Annotated in this window: 18 protein-coding genes; 10 read left to right on the top strand and 8 right to left on the bottom strand. The window is 71.5% G+C overall.

Features of this window, described 5'->3' with window-relative positions:
* Positions 1-13: 13 nt before the first annotated feature.
* Genes AB7F12_RS25055 through AB7F12_RS25035 form a run of 5 tightly spaced genes read right to left on the bottom strand, consistent with a single transcriptional unit; the run spans position 14 to position 5441 of the window.
* Positions 14-1288: an FAD-dependent oxidoreductase gene (locus tag AB7F12_RS25055; RefSeq protein ID WP_428499376.1), complete on the bottom strand. Its 1275-nt coding sequence runs from the start codon at positions 1286-1288 to the stop codon at positions 14-16.
* A gap of 29 nt (positions 1289-1317) precedes the next feature.
* Positions 1318-2673 (bottom strand): type III glutamate--ammonia ligase, encoded by a 1356-nt coding sequence (gene glnT / locus AB7F12_RS25050; protein WP_428499377.1) that lies wholly within the window; start codon positions 2671-2673, stop codon positions 1318-1320.
* A 42-nt stretch (positions 2674-2715) separates the two neighbouring features.
* Positions 2716-4038, bottom strand: coding sequence for an FMN-binding glutamate synthase family protein (locus AB7F12_RS25045; protein ID WP_428499378.1), 1323 nt, complete (start codon positions 4036-4038; stop codon positions 2716-2718).
* A gap of 15 nt (positions 4039-4053) precedes the next feature.
* A complete protein-coding gene (locus tag AB7F12_RS25040) occupies positions 4054-4773 on the bottom strand; it encodes a glutamate synthase (RefSeq protein ID WP_428499379.1) in 720 nt (239 codons plus the stop codon).
* Positions 4761-5441: a class II glutamine amidotransferase gene (locus AB7F12_RS25035; RefSeq protein ID WP_428499380.1), complete on the bottom strand. Its 681-nt coding sequence runs from the start codon at positions 5439-5441 to the stop codon at positions 4761-4763. The genes AB7F12_RS25040 and AB7F12_RS25035 overlap by 13 nt, the downstream gene beginning before the upstream one ends.
* Positions 5442-5634: 193 nt before the next feature.
* Here AB7F12_RS25035 and AB7F12_RS25030 point away from each other — a divergent pair, with 193 nt between their 5' ends.
* A complete protein-coding gene (locus AB7F12_RS25030; RefSeq protein ID WP_428499381.1) occupies positions 5635-6354 on the top strand; it encodes a FadR/GntR family transcriptional regulator in 720 nt (239 codons plus the stop codon).
* Here AB7F12_RS25030 and AB7F12_RS25025 read toward each other — a convergent pair.
* Entirely contained in the window at positions 6347-7036 is a 690-nt protein-coding gene (locus AB7F12_RS25025) for an IclR family transcriptional regulator (protein WP_428499382.1), read from the bottom strand. The genes AB7F12_RS25030 and AB7F12_RS25025 overlap by 8 nt on opposite strands.
* Positions 7037-7083: 47 nt before the next feature.
* Positions 7084-8544, bottom strand: coding sequence for an APC family permease (locus AB7F12_RS25020; RefSeq protein ID WP_428499383.1), 1461 nt, complete (start codon positions 8542-8544; stop codon positions 7084-7086).
* A gap of 504 nt (positions 8545-9048) precedes the next feature.
* On the opposite strand from AB7F12_RS25020, the gene AB7F12_RS25015 reads away from it, so the two are divergent.
* The 7 genes from AB7F12_RS25015 (at position 9049) to AB7F12_RS24985 (ending at position 12764) form a co-directional block, all read left to right on the top strand.
* Entirely contained in the window at positions 9049-9324 is a 276-nt protein-coding gene (locus AB7F12_RS25015; protein ID WP_428499384.1) for a hypothetical protein, read from the top strand.
* Between the two features lie 4 nt (positions 9325-9328).
* Positions 9329-9748, top strand: coding sequence for a hypothetical protein (locus AB7F12_RS25010; RefSeq protein ID WP_428499385.1), 420 nt, complete (start codon positions 9329-9331; stop codon positions 9746-9748).
* Positions 9745-9948: a hypothetical protein gene (locus tag AB7F12_RS25005; protein ID WP_428499386.1), complete on the top strand. Its 204-nt coding sequence runs from the start codon at positions 9745-9747 to the stop codon at positions 9946-9948. Before AB7F12_RS25010 ends, AB7F12_RS25005 begins: the two co-directional genes overlap by 4 nt.
* Complete coding sequence (locus AB7F12_RS25000; RefSeq protein WP_428499387.1) at positions 9945-11399, top strand: APC family permease; 1455 nt, start codon at positions 9945-9947, stop codon at positions 11397-11399. The genes AB7F12_RS25005 and AB7F12_RS25000 overlap by 4 nt, the downstream gene beginning before the upstream one ends.
* Positions 11389-12060 carry a hypothetical protein gene (locus AB7F12_RS24995; RefSeq protein ID WP_428499388.1) on the top strand — a complete coding sequence of 224 codons (672 nt, stop codon included), beginning with the start codon at positions 11389-11391 and terminating at the stop codon, positions 12058-12060. Before AB7F12_RS25000 ends, AB7F12_RS24995 begins: the two co-directional genes overlap by 11 nt.
* On the top strand, positions 12057-12323 hold the full coding sequence (locus AB7F12_RS24990; protein ID WP_428499389.1) for a hypothetical protein: 267 nt from the start codon (positions 12057-12059) through the stop codon (positions 12321-12323). Before AB7F12_RS24995 ends, AB7F12_RS24990 begins: the two co-directional genes overlap by 4 nt.
* A gap of 132 nt (positions 12324-12455) precedes the next feature.
* Positions 12456-12764, top strand: a complete 309-nt coding sequence (locus tag AB7F12_RS24985; protein WP_428499390.1) for a hypothetical protein — start codon at positions 12456-12458, stop codon at positions 12762-12764.
* Positions 12765-12827: 63 nt separating this feature from the next.
* Here AB7F12_RS24985 and AB7F12_RS24980 read toward each other — a convergent pair whose 3' ends face one another.
* Positions 12828-14021 carry a cytochrome P450 gene (locus AB7F12_RS24980; RefSeq protein ID WP_428499391.1) on the bottom strand — a complete coding sequence of 398 codons (1194 nt, stop codon included), beginning with the start codon at positions 14019-14021 and terminating at the stop codon, positions 12828-12830.
* Positions 14022-14267: 246 nt separating this feature from the next.
* Here AB7F12_RS24980 and AB7F12_RS24975 point away from each other — a divergent pair, with 246 nt between their 5' ends.
* Positions 14268-15632, top strand: coding sequence for a ferredoxin reductase family protein (locus AB7F12_RS24975; protein ID WP_428499392.1), 1365 nt, complete (start codon positions 14268-14270; stop codon positions 15630-15632).
* On the top strand, positions 15629-15790 hold the full coding sequence (locus tag AB7F12_RS24970) for a hypothetical protein (RefSeq protein WP_428499393.1): 162 nt from the start codon (positions 15629-15631) through the stop codon (positions 15788-15790). Before AB7F12_RS24975 ends, AB7F12_RS24970 begins: the two co-directional genes overlap by 4 nt.
* Positions 15791-15877 lie beyond the last annotated feature (87 nt).

The raw sequence follows: 15877 nt of genomic DNA, 5'->3' as shown, positions 1-15877 counted from the left end.
CGGCAGGGGTGGCTCAGTGCCCGACGGCAGCCGCCCCCTTCTCGCCGACGAGGCGGCCCTCCTCGAACCGGTCGAGGCCGAACGCGGCGATGATCTCCGGCGGCTTGCCGTGCGCGATGCACGCGGCCATCGCCTCGCCCGACACCGGTCCGGCCTTGAAGCCGTAGGTGCCCCAGCCGACGTCGACGAAGAAGCCCTCGACCGGCGTGAGGCCCATGATCGGGGAGTAGTCGGGCGTCATGTCGCACAGGCCCGCCCACTGGCGCAGCAGCCGCATCTTCGACAGCGCCGGCATCAGCTCCAGCACGTGCCCGGCGAGGCCCTCGACGAAGTCGAGCGACCCGCGGGTGGAGTAGGAGGCGAAGGGGTCGACGCTCGCCCCGAACACCAGCTCGCCGCGGTCGGTCTGGCTGACGTAGGTGTGCAGCGTGCCCGAGACGACGACCGTGTCGAGGAACGGCTTCACCGGTTCGGTGACCGCCGCCTGCAGCGGGAACGTCTGCACCGGCATGTCGACACCGACCATGTCCGAGATCAGGGTCGACCACCCGGCGGTGCAGTTGACCACCACCGGTGCGCTGATCCGGCGGCCGTCCGCGGTGCGCACCCCGGTCACCCGATTCGCCGTGACGTCGATGCCGACGACCTCGGTCCCCTGATGGATGTGCACGCCGTGGGCGTCGGCGGACCGGGCGTAGCCCCAGACCACCGCGTCGTGGCGGATGATGCCGCCCGGCGGGTGGTAGAGCGCTCCGAGGATCGGGTAGCGGGTCGAGGTCGAGACGTCCATGTACGGGACGAGCTTCTTGATCTCGCCCGGGTCGATCACCGACGAGTCGACGCCCTGCAGCTTGTTCACCTCGGCCCGCCAGTGCATCGTGCGCAGCGAGCTGTCGTTGTGCGCCAGCGTCATGTGCCCGCGCTGGGAGAACATGACGTTGAAGTTCAGGTCGGCGGCGAGGTGTTCGTAGAGCTTCACCGACCGGTCGTAGAACCGGACGCCCTCGGGGGTCAGGTAGTTCGACCGCAGGATCGCGGTGTTGCGTCCCGAGCCACCGGAGCCGATGTAGGACTTCTCCAGGACCGCGATGTCGGTGATGCCGTGGTTCTCGGCCAGGTAGTGGGCGGTCGCGAGCCCGTGCACGCCGCCACCGATGATGACGACGTCGTAGGCCTGCTTCGGCGTGTGGTGGCGGAACGCGCGCTCCCACTCGCCGCCCGCGCCGAGGCCGTGTCTGACCAGGCTCCACGCGGAGTACCGCGATGTGCGTTGTCCCTTGCGGCTCATTCCGGCTTTCTCTCCGAACTGGGTCTGGGTCAGAACTGGGTGAGGTAGCGGTCGATCTCCCACTGCGAGACCGTCGAGTGGTAGGCGTCGAACTCCGCGCGCTTGACACCGGCGAAGTAGTCGACGAAGTCGCTGCCGTCGGGCAGGACCCCGAGTGCGCGGCGCAGCACCGTGTCCTCGACGAGCTCGTCGACGGCGCGGTCCAGGGAGCGGGGCATGTGCTCGATCCCGCGCGCCGCGACCTCGGACGGGGCGAGCGCGAACAGGTTGTCGGTGGTCTGCTCGCCCGGGTCGAGAGAGCGGTCGACGCCGTCGAGACCGGCCGCCAGCAGCACCGCCGACGACAGGTACGGGTTGGCCGACCCGTCGACACCGCGGTGCTCGACGCGCCCGCCCTCGGGCACCCGCAGCATCAGGCTGCGGTTGTTGCCGCCGTAGGCGACGTAGGCCGGGGCCCAGGTGGCCCCCGAGTCCGGGGCGCCGACGCCGATGCGCTTGTAGGAGTTGACCGTCGGGCAGATGACGCCGGCGCTGGCCCGGCCGTGCTCGAGCAGCCCCGCGACGAACTGATAGGCCACCTTGGACAGGCCGAGCGCGTCACCGTCCCCCTCGAACAGCGGCTCGTCCTCGGCGGTCCACAGGCTCAGGTGGGTGTGCAGGCCGTTGCCGGTGACGTTGCTGAACGGCTTGGGCATGAACGTCGCCGTCATGCCGGCGTCGTGGGCGAGCATGTGGACCATGTACCGGAAGAAGATCGCCCGGTCGGCCGTGGTGACGGCGTCGGAGTAGTTGAAGTTGCTCTCGAACTGGCCGTTGCCGTCCTCGTGGTCGTTGGCGTAGTTGCCCCACCCGAGCTCGTTCATGTGCCTGGACAGCGTCGAGAGGAAGTCCCACATCCGGGTCAGGCCCTTGACCTCGTAGCAGGGCTTGGCCGACCGGTCGAGCGCGTCGGCGACCTCGAGGCCCCCGTCGGGGGTGCGGCGCAGCAGCGAGTACTCGGCCTCGACGCCGGTCTTGAGCACCCAGCCGCGCTCGTCGGAGAGCTGCTGCAGCAGGCGCTTGAGGATCACGCGCGGGGCGTAGGGCCAGGGTTCGCCGTCGACCTGCGGGTCGCAGTGCAGCACGGCGACGCCCTGCTTCCACGGCACCCGGGTGTAGGACGCGGGGTCGGGCAGCACCGTGAGGTCGGGGTCGGCCGGGCCCTGGCCGATGTCGCCCGCGGCGAAGCCCGCGAAGCCCGCACAGCCGTCCATCAGCAGGTTCAGGCTCGACCGTGGCACCGCCTTCGCGCACGGTTTGCCGTGCATGTCGACGAACATCGCGAGGAAGAACTCGATGCCGTCCTCGTCCGCCCGTGCGGCCAGGTCGTCCCGTCCGTCACCCATGCCAACTCCTTCGTGTAAGTGGGCAGTGCTGCAGAACGTGTCTCAGCGACCCTGTCCCGGGATCCAGGACGTGCCGGCGAGCGGCACCCGGGCCATGGCCGCGGCCTCGATGGTGAGTGCGACCAGGTCCTCGGGTTCGAGGTTGCGCAGGTGCGCCTTGCCGCAGGCCCGCGCGAGGGTCTGCGCCTCCAGCGTCAGCACGCGCAGGTAGTTGGCGACGCGGCGGCCGCCCTCGACCGGGTCGAGCCGCGCGGACAGCTCCGGGTCCTGCGTGGTGATGCCCGCCGGGTCGCGCCCGTCCTGGTAGTCGTCGTAGAAGCCGGGCGCCGAACCGATCTTCGCGTACTCGTCGGCGTAGCGGGGATGGTTGTCGCCCAGGGCGATCAGCGCCGCGGTCCCGATGGCGACCGCGTCGGCACCCAGGGCCATGGCCTTGGCGACGTCGGCGCCGGTGCGGACCCCGCCGGAGACGATCAGCTGCACCTTGCGGTGCAGGCCCAGCTCGGCCAGCGCCTGCACGGCCTGCGGGATCGCGGCCAGCGTCGGGATGCCGACGTGCTCGATGAACACCTCCTGCGTGGCGGCGGTGCCGCCCTGCATCCCGTCGACGACCACCACGTCGGCGCCCGCGGCGACCGCGAGCTTGACGTCGTAGTAGGTGCGGGTGGCGCCGACCTTGACGTAGATCGGCTTCTGCCAGTCGGTGATCTCGCGCAGCTCGAGGATCTTGATCGTCAGGTCGTCGGGGCCCGTCCAGTCGGGGTGGCGGCACGCGCTGCGCTGGTCGATCCCGGCAGGCAGCGTGCGCATCTCCGCGACGCGGTCGCTGATCTTCTGCCCGAGCAGCATGCCGCCGCCGCCGGGTTTGGCGCCCTGCCCCAGCACGATCTCGATCGCGTCGGCCGAGCGCAGGTCGTCGGGGTTCATCCCGTAGCGCGAGGGCAGGTACTGGTAGACGAGGGTCTTGGACTGGCCGCGTTCCTCGGGGGTCATGCCGCCGTCGCCGGTGGTGGTCGAGGTGCCGACCTCGGTCGCGCCCCGGCCCAGGGCCTCCTTGGCCTGTGCGGACAGGGCACCGAAGCTCATCCCGGCGATGGTGATCGGGATGTCGAGGTGCAGCGGGTTGCTCGCGTGCCGGTCGCCGAGGACGACGTCGGTGTCGCAGCGCTCGCGGTAGCCCTCCAGCGGGTAGCGCGACATGCTCGCGCCCAGCAGCAGCAGGTCGTCGAAGTGCGGGACGGGGCGCTTGGCGCCCCAGCCGCGGATGTCGTAGACGCCGGTCTCGGCGGCCCGTTGGATGCCGGCGATGGTGGCGCGGTCGAACGTGGCGGACTCGCGCAGCCCGGCCCGGGTGGGGTCGATCATCGATGGCTCCCGATCTCAGTACGCGGCCGAGTTGTGGGCGGCGAAGTGGTAGAGCTGCCGGGCCGACCCGAACCGCCGGAACTCCGACGGGTCGTGGGGCAGGCCCGCGGCCGTGAGCAGCTCGCGCAGCTCGGTGATGTGCGCGTCGCGCAGCTGCTTCTCGACGCAGTCCGCGCCCAGCGACGCGACGCTGCCGCGGACGTAGAGGCGGGCCTCGTAGATCGAGTCGCCCAGCCCCTCCCCGGCGTCGCCGCAGACGACCAGCCGCCCGGCCTGGGCCATGAACGCGCTCATCGGGCCGACGTCGCCGCCCACCACGATGTCGACGCCCTTCATCGAGATGCCGCAGCGCATCGACGCGCTGCCCTCGATCACCAGCAGCCCGCCGTGTGCGGTGGCGCCGGCCGACTGCGACGCGTCGCCCTTGACCCGCACGGAGCCCGACATCATGTTCTCCGCGACACCGGTACCGACGCTGCCGTGCACGACGATGTCGGCGTGCATGTTCATCCCGGCGCAGTAGTAGCCGGCCGGGCCGTGGATCTCGACGCCGATCCGGTCGTGCAGCCCGACGGCGATCGCCTCCGCGCCGCGCGGGTTGTGCACCTCGTAGTGGCGTGCGGTCGGGGCGTGCAGCTCGGCATTGAGCTCGCGGATCGAGGTCGTGGTGAGGTCGACCTTCACCAGTTCCTCCGCCCCGGATCCCTGCAGGGACGACTCGTTCAGCGCGACCATGCGTAGACCCTCTCCGGCTCGGGCTCGACGATCCGGGCGGTGCCGATCCCCGGCAGCTCGGCCAGGGCGTGGTACTCCGAGGCCATCGCGACGTAGTCGGCGGTCTCGGCGATCACGGCAGGTTTGCAGGCGAACGAGTCGCGCAACACCGCGAACTGGGTCGCCGTCGTGACGAGCAGGGTGAAGAACCCGTCGAACTCCTTGAGCACCATCCGCATGGCGTCGGCGAGGTCGGCGCCGCGCGCGATCTCGCGGCCGATGAACCGGGCCGCGACCTCGGAGTCGTTGTCGGTGGTGCAGGTGATCCCGTCGAAGGCCAGGCCCCGGCGCACCGAGGCATGGTTGGAGAACGAGCCGTTGTGCACCAGCGCGAGGTCGGGCGCCGGGGTGAACGGGTGTGCGTGCTCGGGGGTGATGGCCGACTCGGTGGCCATCCGGGTGTGTCCGACGGCCTGGTAGCCGCTGCGCGAGGCGATGTCGTGCGCGGCGCAGATGTCGCGGGGGAGCCCGACGTCCTTGACGACGTGCATGCCCGCGTCGTCGTAGAGCGCGAGACCGGCGCTGTCCGGGCCGCGCGAGGTCATCGCCTCGATCATCGGCACCAGGAACCGACCGAGCTCCGGCTGCAGCGCGGGGTTCTTCAGGTGCAGTCCGACGATGCCGCACATGTGCCGCCGCCTCCTTCCCACGTGGATGCCGGACGCCCGGGGGCGAGTCGCTCGTCGACGGGTGACCGGAAAGGTTTTGGTGCAAGGTACAGACCTTGTACCTTTGTAGGGCACCACCCTCGGGCAGCGATGTCAAGGCCGTCCGGCGACGGCTCCGGAGAGGGTGTCGAGAAGGGCGGTTACCGTGGAATCCATGGCGAACGGGGTCACCACGCAGACGTTGACGGAGGTCGTCGCCGACCATCTCCGCCGTCTGATCCACCTGGGCGAGGTGGGTCCCGGGGACCGCCTGCCGGCCGAGCGCGAGCTGGCCGAACAGCTCGGGATCGCCCGCCTGAGCCTGCGCGAGGCGCTCAAGACGCTGCAGAACGACGGGTACGTCGAGGTCCGCCGCGGGGCCCGGGGCGGCACCTATGTCACCGAGCTCGAGGTCCCCGTCGCCCGCTGGCGCGCCCGGATGCGCACCGAGTCCGGCGAGTTCGACGACATCATCGACTTCCGCATCGGGCTGGAGACCGAGACCGCGCGCCTCGCCGCCGCCCGCCGCACGCCCGAGGACCTCGCGGCCCTGCGGGCGACGATCGACGACCTCACCGTCGCCCACGACCGCACGGCGTTCCGGCTGACCGACTCCCGGTTCCACGCCGCGCTCGCCCGCGCGGCCCGCAGCTCCCGCCTCGGCGCGGCCGTCGAGACGACCCGCGCCGAGCTGTTCAACACCCACGACCTGCTCCCGTTCATCGACCCCGTGCAGGAGTCGGTCGACGACCACCAGGCGGTGTTCCGGGCCGTCGAGGCCGGCGACGTCGACGCCGCGGCCGCGGCCATGCGCGACCACATCGAGCACACCCGCACGCAGCTGCGGGCCATCGTGTTCGCCACCGACCCGCTGCCCACCGAGCCCGCTAGCTGATCAGGTCCGACAGCAGCTTCGCGGCCTCCGTCGTCGCCCCGATCTGTTCGGTCATCACCGACGCCCGCGCGGCCGGCCCGGCGAGGCACAACGCGCCCACGACCTCCCCGCCGCGGCTGCGGATCGGCGTCGCGCAGCAGGCGATCCCGTCGGTCAGCTCGCCCCGCTGGTGTGCCACGTCGGTCCGGCGCACCTGTGCGAGCTCGGTGTCGAGCACGTCCGGGTCGATGATCGTGTGCTCGGTCAGCTGCCGCAGCTGCGGCAGCGCCTGGCGCCAGTCCGGCAGGTGGGCGAGCAGGAGCTTGCCGGCCGCCGAGGCGTGCGGATGGCGCAGCAGGTCGTGCTCGGAGTGCAACGGCCGGTCGGGGTCCTGGTCGCCGACCCGGACCGTGGCACCCAGGTAGATGATCAGGTGCACCCCGAACCGGATGCGTCCGCGCAGCTCGTCGAGCACGTCGCGGGCCGCCGACGGCACGAACGGCGGGACCGCCGCGGTCACGATCTCGTCCATCTTGCGGCCGATGGCGAAGCCGCGCAGGTCGTCGACCCGGACCAGGAACTCGCTGGCCGTCAACGTGTTCAGTAGCCGGTAGCAGGTCGCGGGCGGCATCCCCACGAACGCCGCGAGCTCCTTCGCCGTCACCCCCGTGCCCAGCCGGGCGACGGCCTCGATCAGCCGCATCGCCCCGTCGATCGGTGCGGGTGGCCTGCCACGCCGTGGCCCCGAGGTCACCGGAAGATCCCTCGTTGCGCGCCCCGGGAGACGTCGGAGGCGATCGTCTCGTCGTAGACGCCGACGGCCGCCAGCCGCGCCGGCGCGCGTCGGCGCAGCACCAGCGCCAGACATCCGCTGCCGAACAGCACGGCCAGGAACACCGACACCAACACCGGCTGCTCGCTGAACGTCTGCACGATCGCGAGCGCGATGATCACCGTGAGCAGCAGGGCCGCGGTGACCGAGACGACCCAGCTCGCCCGCGTCGCCTCCCCGATGCGGCGCAGGAACAGTGGCGTCGCCACGCAGACGACGACGTAGGTGCCGAGGTAGCCGAGCGCGGACAGGGTCAGCAGGTCGGCCAGCGCATGCTGCTGCGCCCCGGCCAGGATCAGGATGCAGGGCGTCACGACGACGGGGGGCAGCACGACGGCCAGGGCGCGCGACGGCGTCCGGTAGCGGGGGTGGGTGTAGCCCAGCCCGCGTGGCGCGACCCCCTCGCGACCCATGCAGAACAGCACCCTGACCAGCGCGTTCAGCGACGCGAGCGCGCAGCTGAACCACGACGCGGCGATGGCCAGGTCGAGCACGATCGACATGACCATCGGCTGGTGCGCCGCGACCAGGTCGGACACCGGGGTGACCTCGTGGCTGATGGTCGGAGTCGGCATCGCGACCGACTGCACGAGGCTGGAGAACAGGTAGAGCACGCCGGCGGCGGGCACGGTCCAGCGGACTGCCCGCGGCACCGACTCCAGCGGCTTGGCCGCCTCGACGCTGAGCGTCGTCGCACTCTCGAACCCGATGAACGCGCTGATCGCGATGACGATGCCCACCGCGAGGGGGCGGATGTCGGGCTTCCACGCGAGCACCGCCGACAGGTCGGCAGTGGGCAGGACGACGACGAACAGCACGATCAGCACGACCAGCACCAACAGGATCGACACCGACTCGACCAGCAGGGTGACCCGCGCCGACAGCCGGATGCCGGCGACGAGGACGACGCCCACCGCGACGCCCGCCACCAGGACGACCCCCACGGCCAGCGGGGGGCCGACCGACGGCGGCGCGCCCAGACGCTGAGCCAGGTCGGCCAGGTAGAGCCCGACGGCGAGCAGTCCCGCCATTGCCACGACCGCGTAGCCCAGCAGTGCCGACCAGCCGGTCACGAGTGCGCCGCCGGGGTGCAGCGCCCGCGCGCTGTAGCTGTAGAGGCCGCCGGGTGCGCGCATCCGGCAGGCGAACTGCTGGATGCACCAGCTGACGAGCATGCAGACGACCGTGGTGCACACGAACGCGAGCAGCGCGCCCGGTCCGGTCGCGCCCAGGACGATCGCCGGGATGATCGCCGCGGCGCCGCTCGGGGCCACTGCCGCGACCGACTGCGCGAGCACGGGCAGCGGGCCGAGGCGCCGTCGGTCCAGCCCGGTCACCGACGACCGCGCGGGCAGCTCGGGACGAGCGACACCGTGCATCCGCACCTGCCTTCCTGCCGTCGAATCCCGGCACGAGCGCAGCGAGCGTACGTCCCGGAACGGCGCGCGGCACATTACAGACATGTTTCGTGGGGTGGGAAAAGATGCGTCGACAATTCTCGGCCGGATTTGTGGCACAGGGTTGGCAGCGCGGGAAGCGGTCTCTACTGTCGAGGCACGCCGAGCGCCGTCGATGTCATTCCGCGGGTGCTTGAAAGGGTCGGCCCGGAGCTGTCCGGGAAATGATCGGTCGCGCCATTCCTTCATCGTCGAGGGGAGATGTGCATGAGTCGTGAACCGCGTTGTCGCCATTCGGTGGACCCGTTCTAGCGGGTCTCGGCACTTCTCTCACCAGTAGTCATCGATCGCGTCGGCCGGCGCGGGGTGGACCGCGGGACGGCCACGCCCGTTCCCGACGGATTCGACGAGCGATGTTCGAATTCGTGTACGAACGCCCACCCCCAGCCACCCGGAGTCGCCGTGCCTGCATCTCTCGATTCACGTATGGCCGCGTTGGCGCGGCGGGACCGAATTCTTGCGATCACCTTCACGGTCCTCATGTGGGTGGTCCTGGTCTTCGTGTTCTTCGCCGCCACCGCGGTCGCCCCCACTCCCGCTATCACCGTGGTCCTCGCCGTGGCCACCCTGCTGCTCGGGGTGTTCAACACGGCGTCGCTGCTCGCGCTGCTCACGCGCTATGCGGCCAACCGCGAGCTGATCTACCGGCCCGACGTCGTCCACCTCGACCAGCTCCGCGCCGCGCGCGGGACCAAGGACTGACTCCATGGCCGAGTACCAGCCACCCGAGCAGAGCCGGCGCGGACAGCTCGTCGACGCCGCGACCATCCTCGTCCTGCTGTTCGCCACCCTGTTCGTGACGACGTTCCTGGTGCAGGACACCGCCACCGGTGCCGACGCCGCGGCCGCCGAGCGACCGGTCGCGGAGATGCCGGTCAACCCGGCCGAGCGCCGGCAGTACCAGGCGCTCATCGACTCCGGCGCCACCGACCTGGCCACCGTGAACGCCGCGATCGACTCGCACGCCGACCGCCGGGACAAGTACGCCATCAACGTCTGGGCGCTGCTGGGCACCGCGGCGCTGCTGGCGATCTACCTGGCCTTCGTCTACCGCACCTCGTTCCGCGAGTACCGCGAGGTCATCGAGGAACGGTTCGGGCCCAGCGAACGGGAGCGGACGCCATGACCACCGCGAGCATCCTCAACCTCCTCGCCTGGGTCCTCAGCGCGGTCATCGCCGCCTGGCTGGTCTACGACGTCGTCCGCGTCGCGCGGACCCACGACGAGGAGGACCTGATCAACGCCGCGGAGATGTTCGACGACCTCGACCCGCAGGCCGCCGTCCCCACCCCGTCGTCGCCGTCGGCGAAGGAGGACGGCCGATGACCGCCGCGGGTGAGTCCGGCGCCGCCACCACCGCGGCGCAGGCGCCCGGGCACCACGCCCCGGCGCTGCGCAAGGTGTTGTCGCCCATGCACATCTGGGCGCTCGGCGTGGGAATCGTCCTCGTCGGCGAGTTCATGGGCTGGAACTTCTCGGTGGAGAAGGGCGGCATGTACGGGGCGCTGGTCGCCGCCTGGTTCGTCGGCTTGCTCTACACGTGCATCGTGATGATCAACTCCGAGATCACCTCGGCGATCCCGGCGGCGGGCGGCCAGTACGCGCAGGCCAAGCACACCGTCGGCCCGCTGATGGCCTTCAACGTCGGGCTCTACCTGACGCTGGCCTACACGATGCTCGAGGCCGCCAACGCCAACGTGCTCAGCTACCTGCTCAGCCAGCTGTCGTCGCTGACCGGCAGCTCGGAGGAGCTGTCGCCCTACGCGTTCGCGACGCTCGCGATCATGGCGCTGGCCTGGCTCAACTACCGCGGCGTCTTCGCGGCGCTCTCGCTCAACTTCGTCATTACCGGCTTCGCGTTCATCACGATCATCGTGCTGTTCTTCGGCGTCTCCGGGTGGAACCCCGCCGTCTCCCTGCACCTCGACGGGCTGATCGGCAGCCTTGACAACGGCCTGCCCTACGGCTGGATCGGCGTCATCGCCGCGTTCCAGTTCGGGATGTGGTTCTACCTCGGCATCGAGGGCACCGCCCAGGCTGCGGAGGAGTGCCGGTCGGCATCGCGGTCGGTCCCGATCGGCAGCATGGCCGGGATCATGACGCTGATCATCGCGGCCGGGCTGACCTGGTACGTCTGCGCGGGCCTGCTGCCGTGGCACTACCTCGGGGTGTCGATCACGCCGCTGTTCGACGCCGCCCGCGTCAGCGGCAGCGGTGTGCTGGTGCTCCTGCTGCTGCTCGGCACCCTCTTCGCGACGATCGCCTCGGCCAACGGCTGCATCAACGACGCCTCGCGCGCCTGGTTCTCGATGAGCCGCGACCGTTACCTGCCGGCGTGGTTCAGCGCGGTCCATCCGCGCTACCGCACACCGTTCCGCTCCGTCGTGTTCCTGGTGCCGATCGCGATCGCGTTCGCCCTGCTGCCGGTGCTGCTGAACCAGCCGACGCTGCTCGCCACCGTGATCACGTTCTCGATCCTGTCGGGCCTGCTGACCTACAGCTTCATGGGACCGAACTTCATCCGGTTCCGCACGCTGTGGCCGATGGGCACGATCACCCGCGGCTACGTGCTGCCGCTGCACCCGGCGCCCGCGATCGCGCTGCTGTTGTTGTCGGGCATCGTCTTCTTCGCGACGTTCCTCGGCTACGGCACCGCGCTGCTCTCGCTGCTGGCGTTCTACCTGCTGGCGTCGATCTGGTTCGTGAAACGCCGGTACAGATACGTCAAACGCGGCGCCCAGTTCACGGCCGACCTGCCCCGGCCCCGTGGCTACTGAGCAGGCCCTCACCCTGGCGGCGGCGGCGCTGGTGGTGCTGGCGGTGGCGTACCGGGAGATCCGCCGGTCGCGGGCCGAGCGGGCGGCGCGCGACGGCCTGTTCGACGCGGTCGTGTGGATGCTCTCCGACGCCCGGGTCCACACCGGACCCGGCCGCTACCCCGTCCTCACCGGGTCCCACGGCGGGCACCCGGTGCGGGCCGACGTCGTCGTCGACAGCCTCACGCTGCGCAAGCTGCCGCTGCTCTGGCTCGTCGTCACCGTCTCCCGGCCGGTCGCGGTCGACGGGACGGTCGGCGTGCTGACCCGGCCGGGAGGGACGGAGGTGTTCTCCCGCAACGCCTCCCTCGCCCACCGGGTGCCCACCCCGGACGGTTTCCCGGTGCCCGCGCGCATCGCGACCTCGCGCGCGGTCGACGTGCCCCGGCGCGTCCTCGCGGCGCTGGGCGAGCGCGTGCGCGACGACCGCGTCAAGGAGATCGAGGCGGGGCCGGCCGGGGTGCGCGTCGTGTACCGGCTGGCCGAGGCCGACCAGGGCCGCTACCGGGCCGGCCGGCGCGTCGACTTCGGGATGCCCACCCTCACGCCGCTCGCGCTCGCGGCCCTGCTGACCGGCCTCGACAGCGTCGCCGAGGCCCTGACCCGGGAGCACGTCCGATGACACCCCGCCCGCCCCTGCTCGTCCTCGCGGCCGCGATCGTGCTGCCCGGGGCGGGCCACGTCCTGAACCGGTGCCCCGTCCGCGGCCTGATGTTCGTCTTCTACATCCTGCTGCTGGGAGTGGTCACCTACCACCTGACGACGCCCGACCACTCCATGATCGGGCGCCTCGCCGGCGGGCTGTTCGTCTACGCGATCAGCGTCATGGACGCCTACCGGACCGCGGCCCTGCGCGCCGCGCCACAGCGGGCCGGCCGGGCGTGAGGAGAGGTCGGGCGGCACCCCGGCGCCCGGCGCCCCGGACCGGGACCATCGGCCCTCCCCGGACCCCGCCCGGAGGGCCACCCTGTGACCCGCTGTCCGCTCGCCCGAGCCCGACGAGAACGGAGGTCAGTGATGAGTGTGATCGTGATCGTGGAGTTCCCCGGTGCCCGCGTCGACGCGTTCACCGCTGCCTACCAGCGGCACGCGGAGACGATGGCGGCCATCACCGCGGACGGGAGGAGCAGGGGCGCGCTCCACCACATGTTCGTCGAGAACGAGAACGGCGACGTCATGGCAGTCGACGAGTGGGAGACCCGCGAGCAGTTCGACGCGTTCTTCGCCGCGCAGGACGACATCCGCAAGGTCATCGCCGAGGTGGGCCCCTCGGGCCCGCCCCGGACGACGAGCTACCGCGTCATCGACACCGCCGACAGTTTCTGAGCCCGGCCGCAGCGCCACGGCCCTCCCGGGCGGGCGCCCGCCCGGGGAGGGCCGTGGCGGGCGTCAGCCGGTGTGCACGCGCACCGCGAGGTGCTCCAGGCCGCGCAGCCCGTTGTTGAGCAGCGGTCGCGACGCCGTGACCTCGAACCGGGCGACGCGGTCGGCCAGGTGGTTGAGCAGCGCGCCCATCTCCATGCGCGCCAGGTGCATCCCGATGCACACGTGCTCGCCGCGCCCGAACGCCAGCTGGTCGGACGGGCGCCGGGTGATGTCGAACCGCTCCGGGTCCGGGTACTTGCGCTCGTCACGGTTGGCCGACCCGTAGAGCAGCGCCACCCGGGTGCCCGCCGGCAGTGCGACGCCGTCGACCTCGTGGTCGTGGGTGAGCACCCGGGTGAACTGGGCGACCGGCGACTCGATCCGCAGCGACTCGTTGATCGCGTGCGGCACCCACGACCGGTCCGCGCGCAGCAGGTCCCACTGGTCGGGGTGCGCGGCGAACAGCGCGATCGTGTTGGTGATCGCCAGGATCGTCGTGTCCAGGCTCGGCGTCACGTAGTCGAGCATCATCACCGGGCACTTCTCCCGCGGCAGCTCGCCGCGGTCCGACGCCTGGTAGAGCTGGTCGGCCCAGCCGCCCGGGGTGATCTTCCCCGGCACGGCCTCCGTCGCCGCGAACGCCAGGAACTCCTCGACCAGCGGCATCGCCGCGGTGAACCGGTCGTTCACCGGGCCCTGCACGTCCCAGATCGCGGCGGCCCACTCCAGCATCCGGCCGCGGTGGGTCTCGCCGAGCCCGACCAGCTCCGACACCAGCGTCATCGGCAGGTGCTCGGCCAGCTCCGTGGCGGCGTCGAAGTGGCCGCGGCCGACGAGCTCGGTCACCACCTGCTCGGCCGCGGCGTCCATCCGGTCGGCGATCTCACGCATCCGGTCCTGGCGCAGCGGCCGGCCCAGCACCCCGCGCAGCGTCGAGTGCTCGGGTGGGTCGCTGCACAGCGTGATGCCCTCCAGCTGCTTGTTGATCTCCGGGTCGACGAACACGCTCCGGGCGGAGGAGAACGTCTCCCAGTCCATCAGCGCGGTACGGACGTCGTCGTAGCGCGACAGCGCGAACGTGCCCTGACGACTCAGGTGCACGACCGGTCCGGCGTCACGCAGGCGCCGGTAGATCGGGTACGGGTCGATCCGTGCCTCGTCGGAGAACAGGTCGATGTCGTCGACGGGGATGTCGGTCGCGGCAGGTGTGACGGACACGGATCGGCCCTTCGCCGTCGGGGAGCACTCGGACCCACGACTCTGCTGGTGTCGACGCCGTGCTGTCCAGGCCGGGGGAGCGGCTGCCGAGCGGGCATCGTGCGACCTCCACGACCCGGGCCGGGAGCGGTCGGGTGCGTGCTCATCCCCACTCGATCGTGTGATGCCGCTGTCGGGGCCGGTCGTCCGCTGGTGGACTGCACGCGTGACGATCACCCGTCCGTGCCCGCGCGTTCGGCCGCTGCCGTGACCGAACGTGTGGCGGCGGCCGCCGCGCCCGCCCGGGCGCCGTGGCAGAGCAGGCAGGCCCGCGTCGTGGCCTGGCAGCTCGGGTACCTGGTGCTCGCGCTCGCGCCGCTGCCGCTGTGCCTGATCGACCTCGACCCGGGCCGCGGCTTCTGGGTCAACCTGTCCGTCGCCGCCGGGTTCATGGCGCTGTCGCTGCTCGGCCTGCAGTTCCTGCTGGCCGCCCGCTGGCCGCGCGCCACGACCCCGTTCGGCGCCGACGTGCTGCTGCAGTTCCACCGCCAGGTCACGGTGCTGATCGTCGTACTGGCGCTCGGGCATCCGACCGTCCTGTTCGTGTGGGACAGCCGCTTCCTCGGGCTCCTCGACGTCGTCAGCGCCCCGGTGCGGGCCAAGCTCGCGGTCCTGTCGGTCGTCGCGCTGCTCGTCCTCGTCGCGACGTCGGTGTGGCGCAGCACGTTGCGCCTGAGCTACCCGGCCTGGCAGGCCCTGCACGCGGGCCTCGCGCTCGTCGTCGCCGGAGCGGGGCTGGCGCACGTGATCATGATCGGCTACTACGTCGACCAGCGCTGGGAGCAGGCGCTGTGGATCGCCTACACGGCCGCGTTCGTCTGGGTCGGGGTCTACGTCCGCGTCGTGAAACCGATCGGGCGGTACCGGCGCAGGTTCCGCGTCGTCGCGGTGACGAAGGAGGCCGGCGGCAGCCACGGCCTGGAGCTCGAACCGGCCACGCCGGCCGCCGTCCGGGCGTTCGCACCCGGCCAGTTCGCCTGGATCATGGTCGGCCGCTCACCGTTCGCCCTGACCTACCACCCGTTCTCCTACGCCTCCAGCGCCGAGCACCCCGAGCGCGTCCGCTTCGTGATCCGCGGCATCGGCCCGTTCACCGCCGGCATCGGTGAGGCGGCGCCCGGCGCGGAGGTCTACGTCGACGGCCCGTGGGGACACTTCAGCCCGGACCGCGTCGACGCGACCGGGTGGGTGCTGATCGCCGGAGGCGTCGGCATCACCCCCATGCTCTCGATCCTGCTGACGCGCCGCGACCGCGGCGACCAGCGGCCCGCCTGGCTGTTCTACGCCGTCCGCGACGAGCAGTCCCTCGTCGCCGGCGACGTCCTCGCCGAGCTGGCCGCCGACCCGGGCGTGACGATCGTCCCGGTCCTGAGCAGGCCCTCGGACGGCTGGGGCGGCGAGCGCGGCCGGATCGACGCCGACCACCTGCGCCGGAACCTGCCTGCCGACGTCGCGGGGTTGCACGCCTTCGTGTGTGGGCCACCCGGTATGACCGACGCCGGCTGCGCCGCCGCCGAGGCGGCCGGGATCGACCCGCGCGCCGTCCACAGCGAGAAGTTCTCGATGGTATGAGAAGTCACCGCGAGCGCCGCACCACCGGCGCGGTCCTCGTCTTCGGCCTCGTGGTGCTGCTGGCGTGCCTGGGCTGGGCGGTCCTGGTGCAGGACGTCCGGCCCGACGCCTGCCAGGTCCGACCGCCTCCGCCGAACGCCCAGTACCTGCACTGCTGACTCCCGGCCCGTGCCGGTGCGCCGGATGCCGGACGCCGCGGCCACCTGCGCGACCGACCTGGACGAGATCCGCTACGGCAGCGCCGC

The sequence above is a fragment of the Pseudonocardia sp. genome (genome assembly GCF_050250275.1).
Classification (GTDB): domain Bacteria; phylum Actinomycetota; class Actinomycetes; order Mycobacteriales; family Pseudonocardiaceae; genus Pseudonocardia.
The sequence above is the reverse complement of the archived record's forward strand: the minus strand, read 5'-3'. Positions and strand labels throughout refer to the sequence as shown.

Bases quoted from the DNA above. Each gene is read 5' to 3' on its own strand.
- AB7F12_RS25045 (WP_428499378.1), bottom strand. From the start codon at position 4,038: ATGATCGACCCCACCCGGGCCGGGCTGCGCGAGTCCGCCACGTTCGAC.
- AB7F12_RS25020 (WP_428499383.1), bottom strand. From the start codon at position 8,544: ATGCACGGTGTCGCTCGTCCCGAGCTGCCCGCGCGGTCGTCGGTGACC.
- AB7F12_RS25055 (WP_428499376.1), bottom strand. From the start codon at position 1,288: ATGAGCCGCAAGGGACAACGCACATCGCGGTACTCCGCGTGGAGCCTG.
- AB7F12_RS25040 (WP_428499379.1), bottom strand. From the start codon at position 4,773: ATGGTCGCGCTGAACGAGTCGTCCCTGCAGGGATCCGGGGCGGAGGAA.
- AB7F12_RS25015 (WP_428499384.1), top strand. From the start codon at position 9,049: ATGGCCGCGTTGGCGCGGCGGGACCGAATTCTTGCGATCACCTTCACG.
- AB7F12_RS25025 (WP_428499382.1), bottom strand. From the start codon at position 7,036: ATGCGGCTGATCGAGGCCGTCGCCCGGCTGGGCACGGGGGTGACGGCG.
- AB7F12_RS25000 (WP_428499387.1), top strand. From the start codon at position 9,945: ATGACCGCCGCGGGTGAGTCCGGCGCCGCCACCACCGCGGCGCAGGCG.
- AB7F12_RS25010 (WP_428499385.1), top strand. From the start codon at position 9,329: ATGGCCGAGTACCAGCCACCCGAGCAGAGCCGGCGCGGACAGCTCGTC.
- AB7F12_RS24985 (WP_428499390.1), top strand. From the start codon at position 12,456: ATGAGTGTGATCGTGATCGTGGAGTTCCCCGGTGCCCGCGTCGACGCG.
- AB7F12_RS25005 (WP_428499386.1), top strand. From the start codon at position 9,745: ATGACCACCGCGAGCATCCTCAACCTCCTCGCCTGGGTCCTCAGCGCG.
- glnT (WP_428499377.1), bottom strand. From the start codon at position 2,673: ATGGGTGACGGACGGGACGACCTGGCCGCACGGGCGGACGAGGACGGC.
- AB7F12_RS25030 (WP_428499381.1), top strand. From the start codon at position 5,635: ATGGCGAACGGGGTCACCACGCAGACGTTGACGGAGGTCGTCGCCGAC.
- AB7F12_RS24990 (WP_428499389.1), top strand. From the start codon at position 12,057: ATGACACCCCGCCCGCCCCTGCTCGTCCTCGCGGCCGCGATCGTGCTG.
- AB7F12_RS24970 (WP_428499393.1), top strand. From the start codon at position 15,629: ATGAGAAGTCACCGCGAGCGCCGCACCACCGGCGCGGTCCTCGTCTTC.
- AB7F12_RS25035 (WP_428499380.1), bottom strand. From the start codon at position 5,441: ATGTGCGGCATCGTCGGACTGCACCTGAAGAACCCCGCGCTGCAGCCG.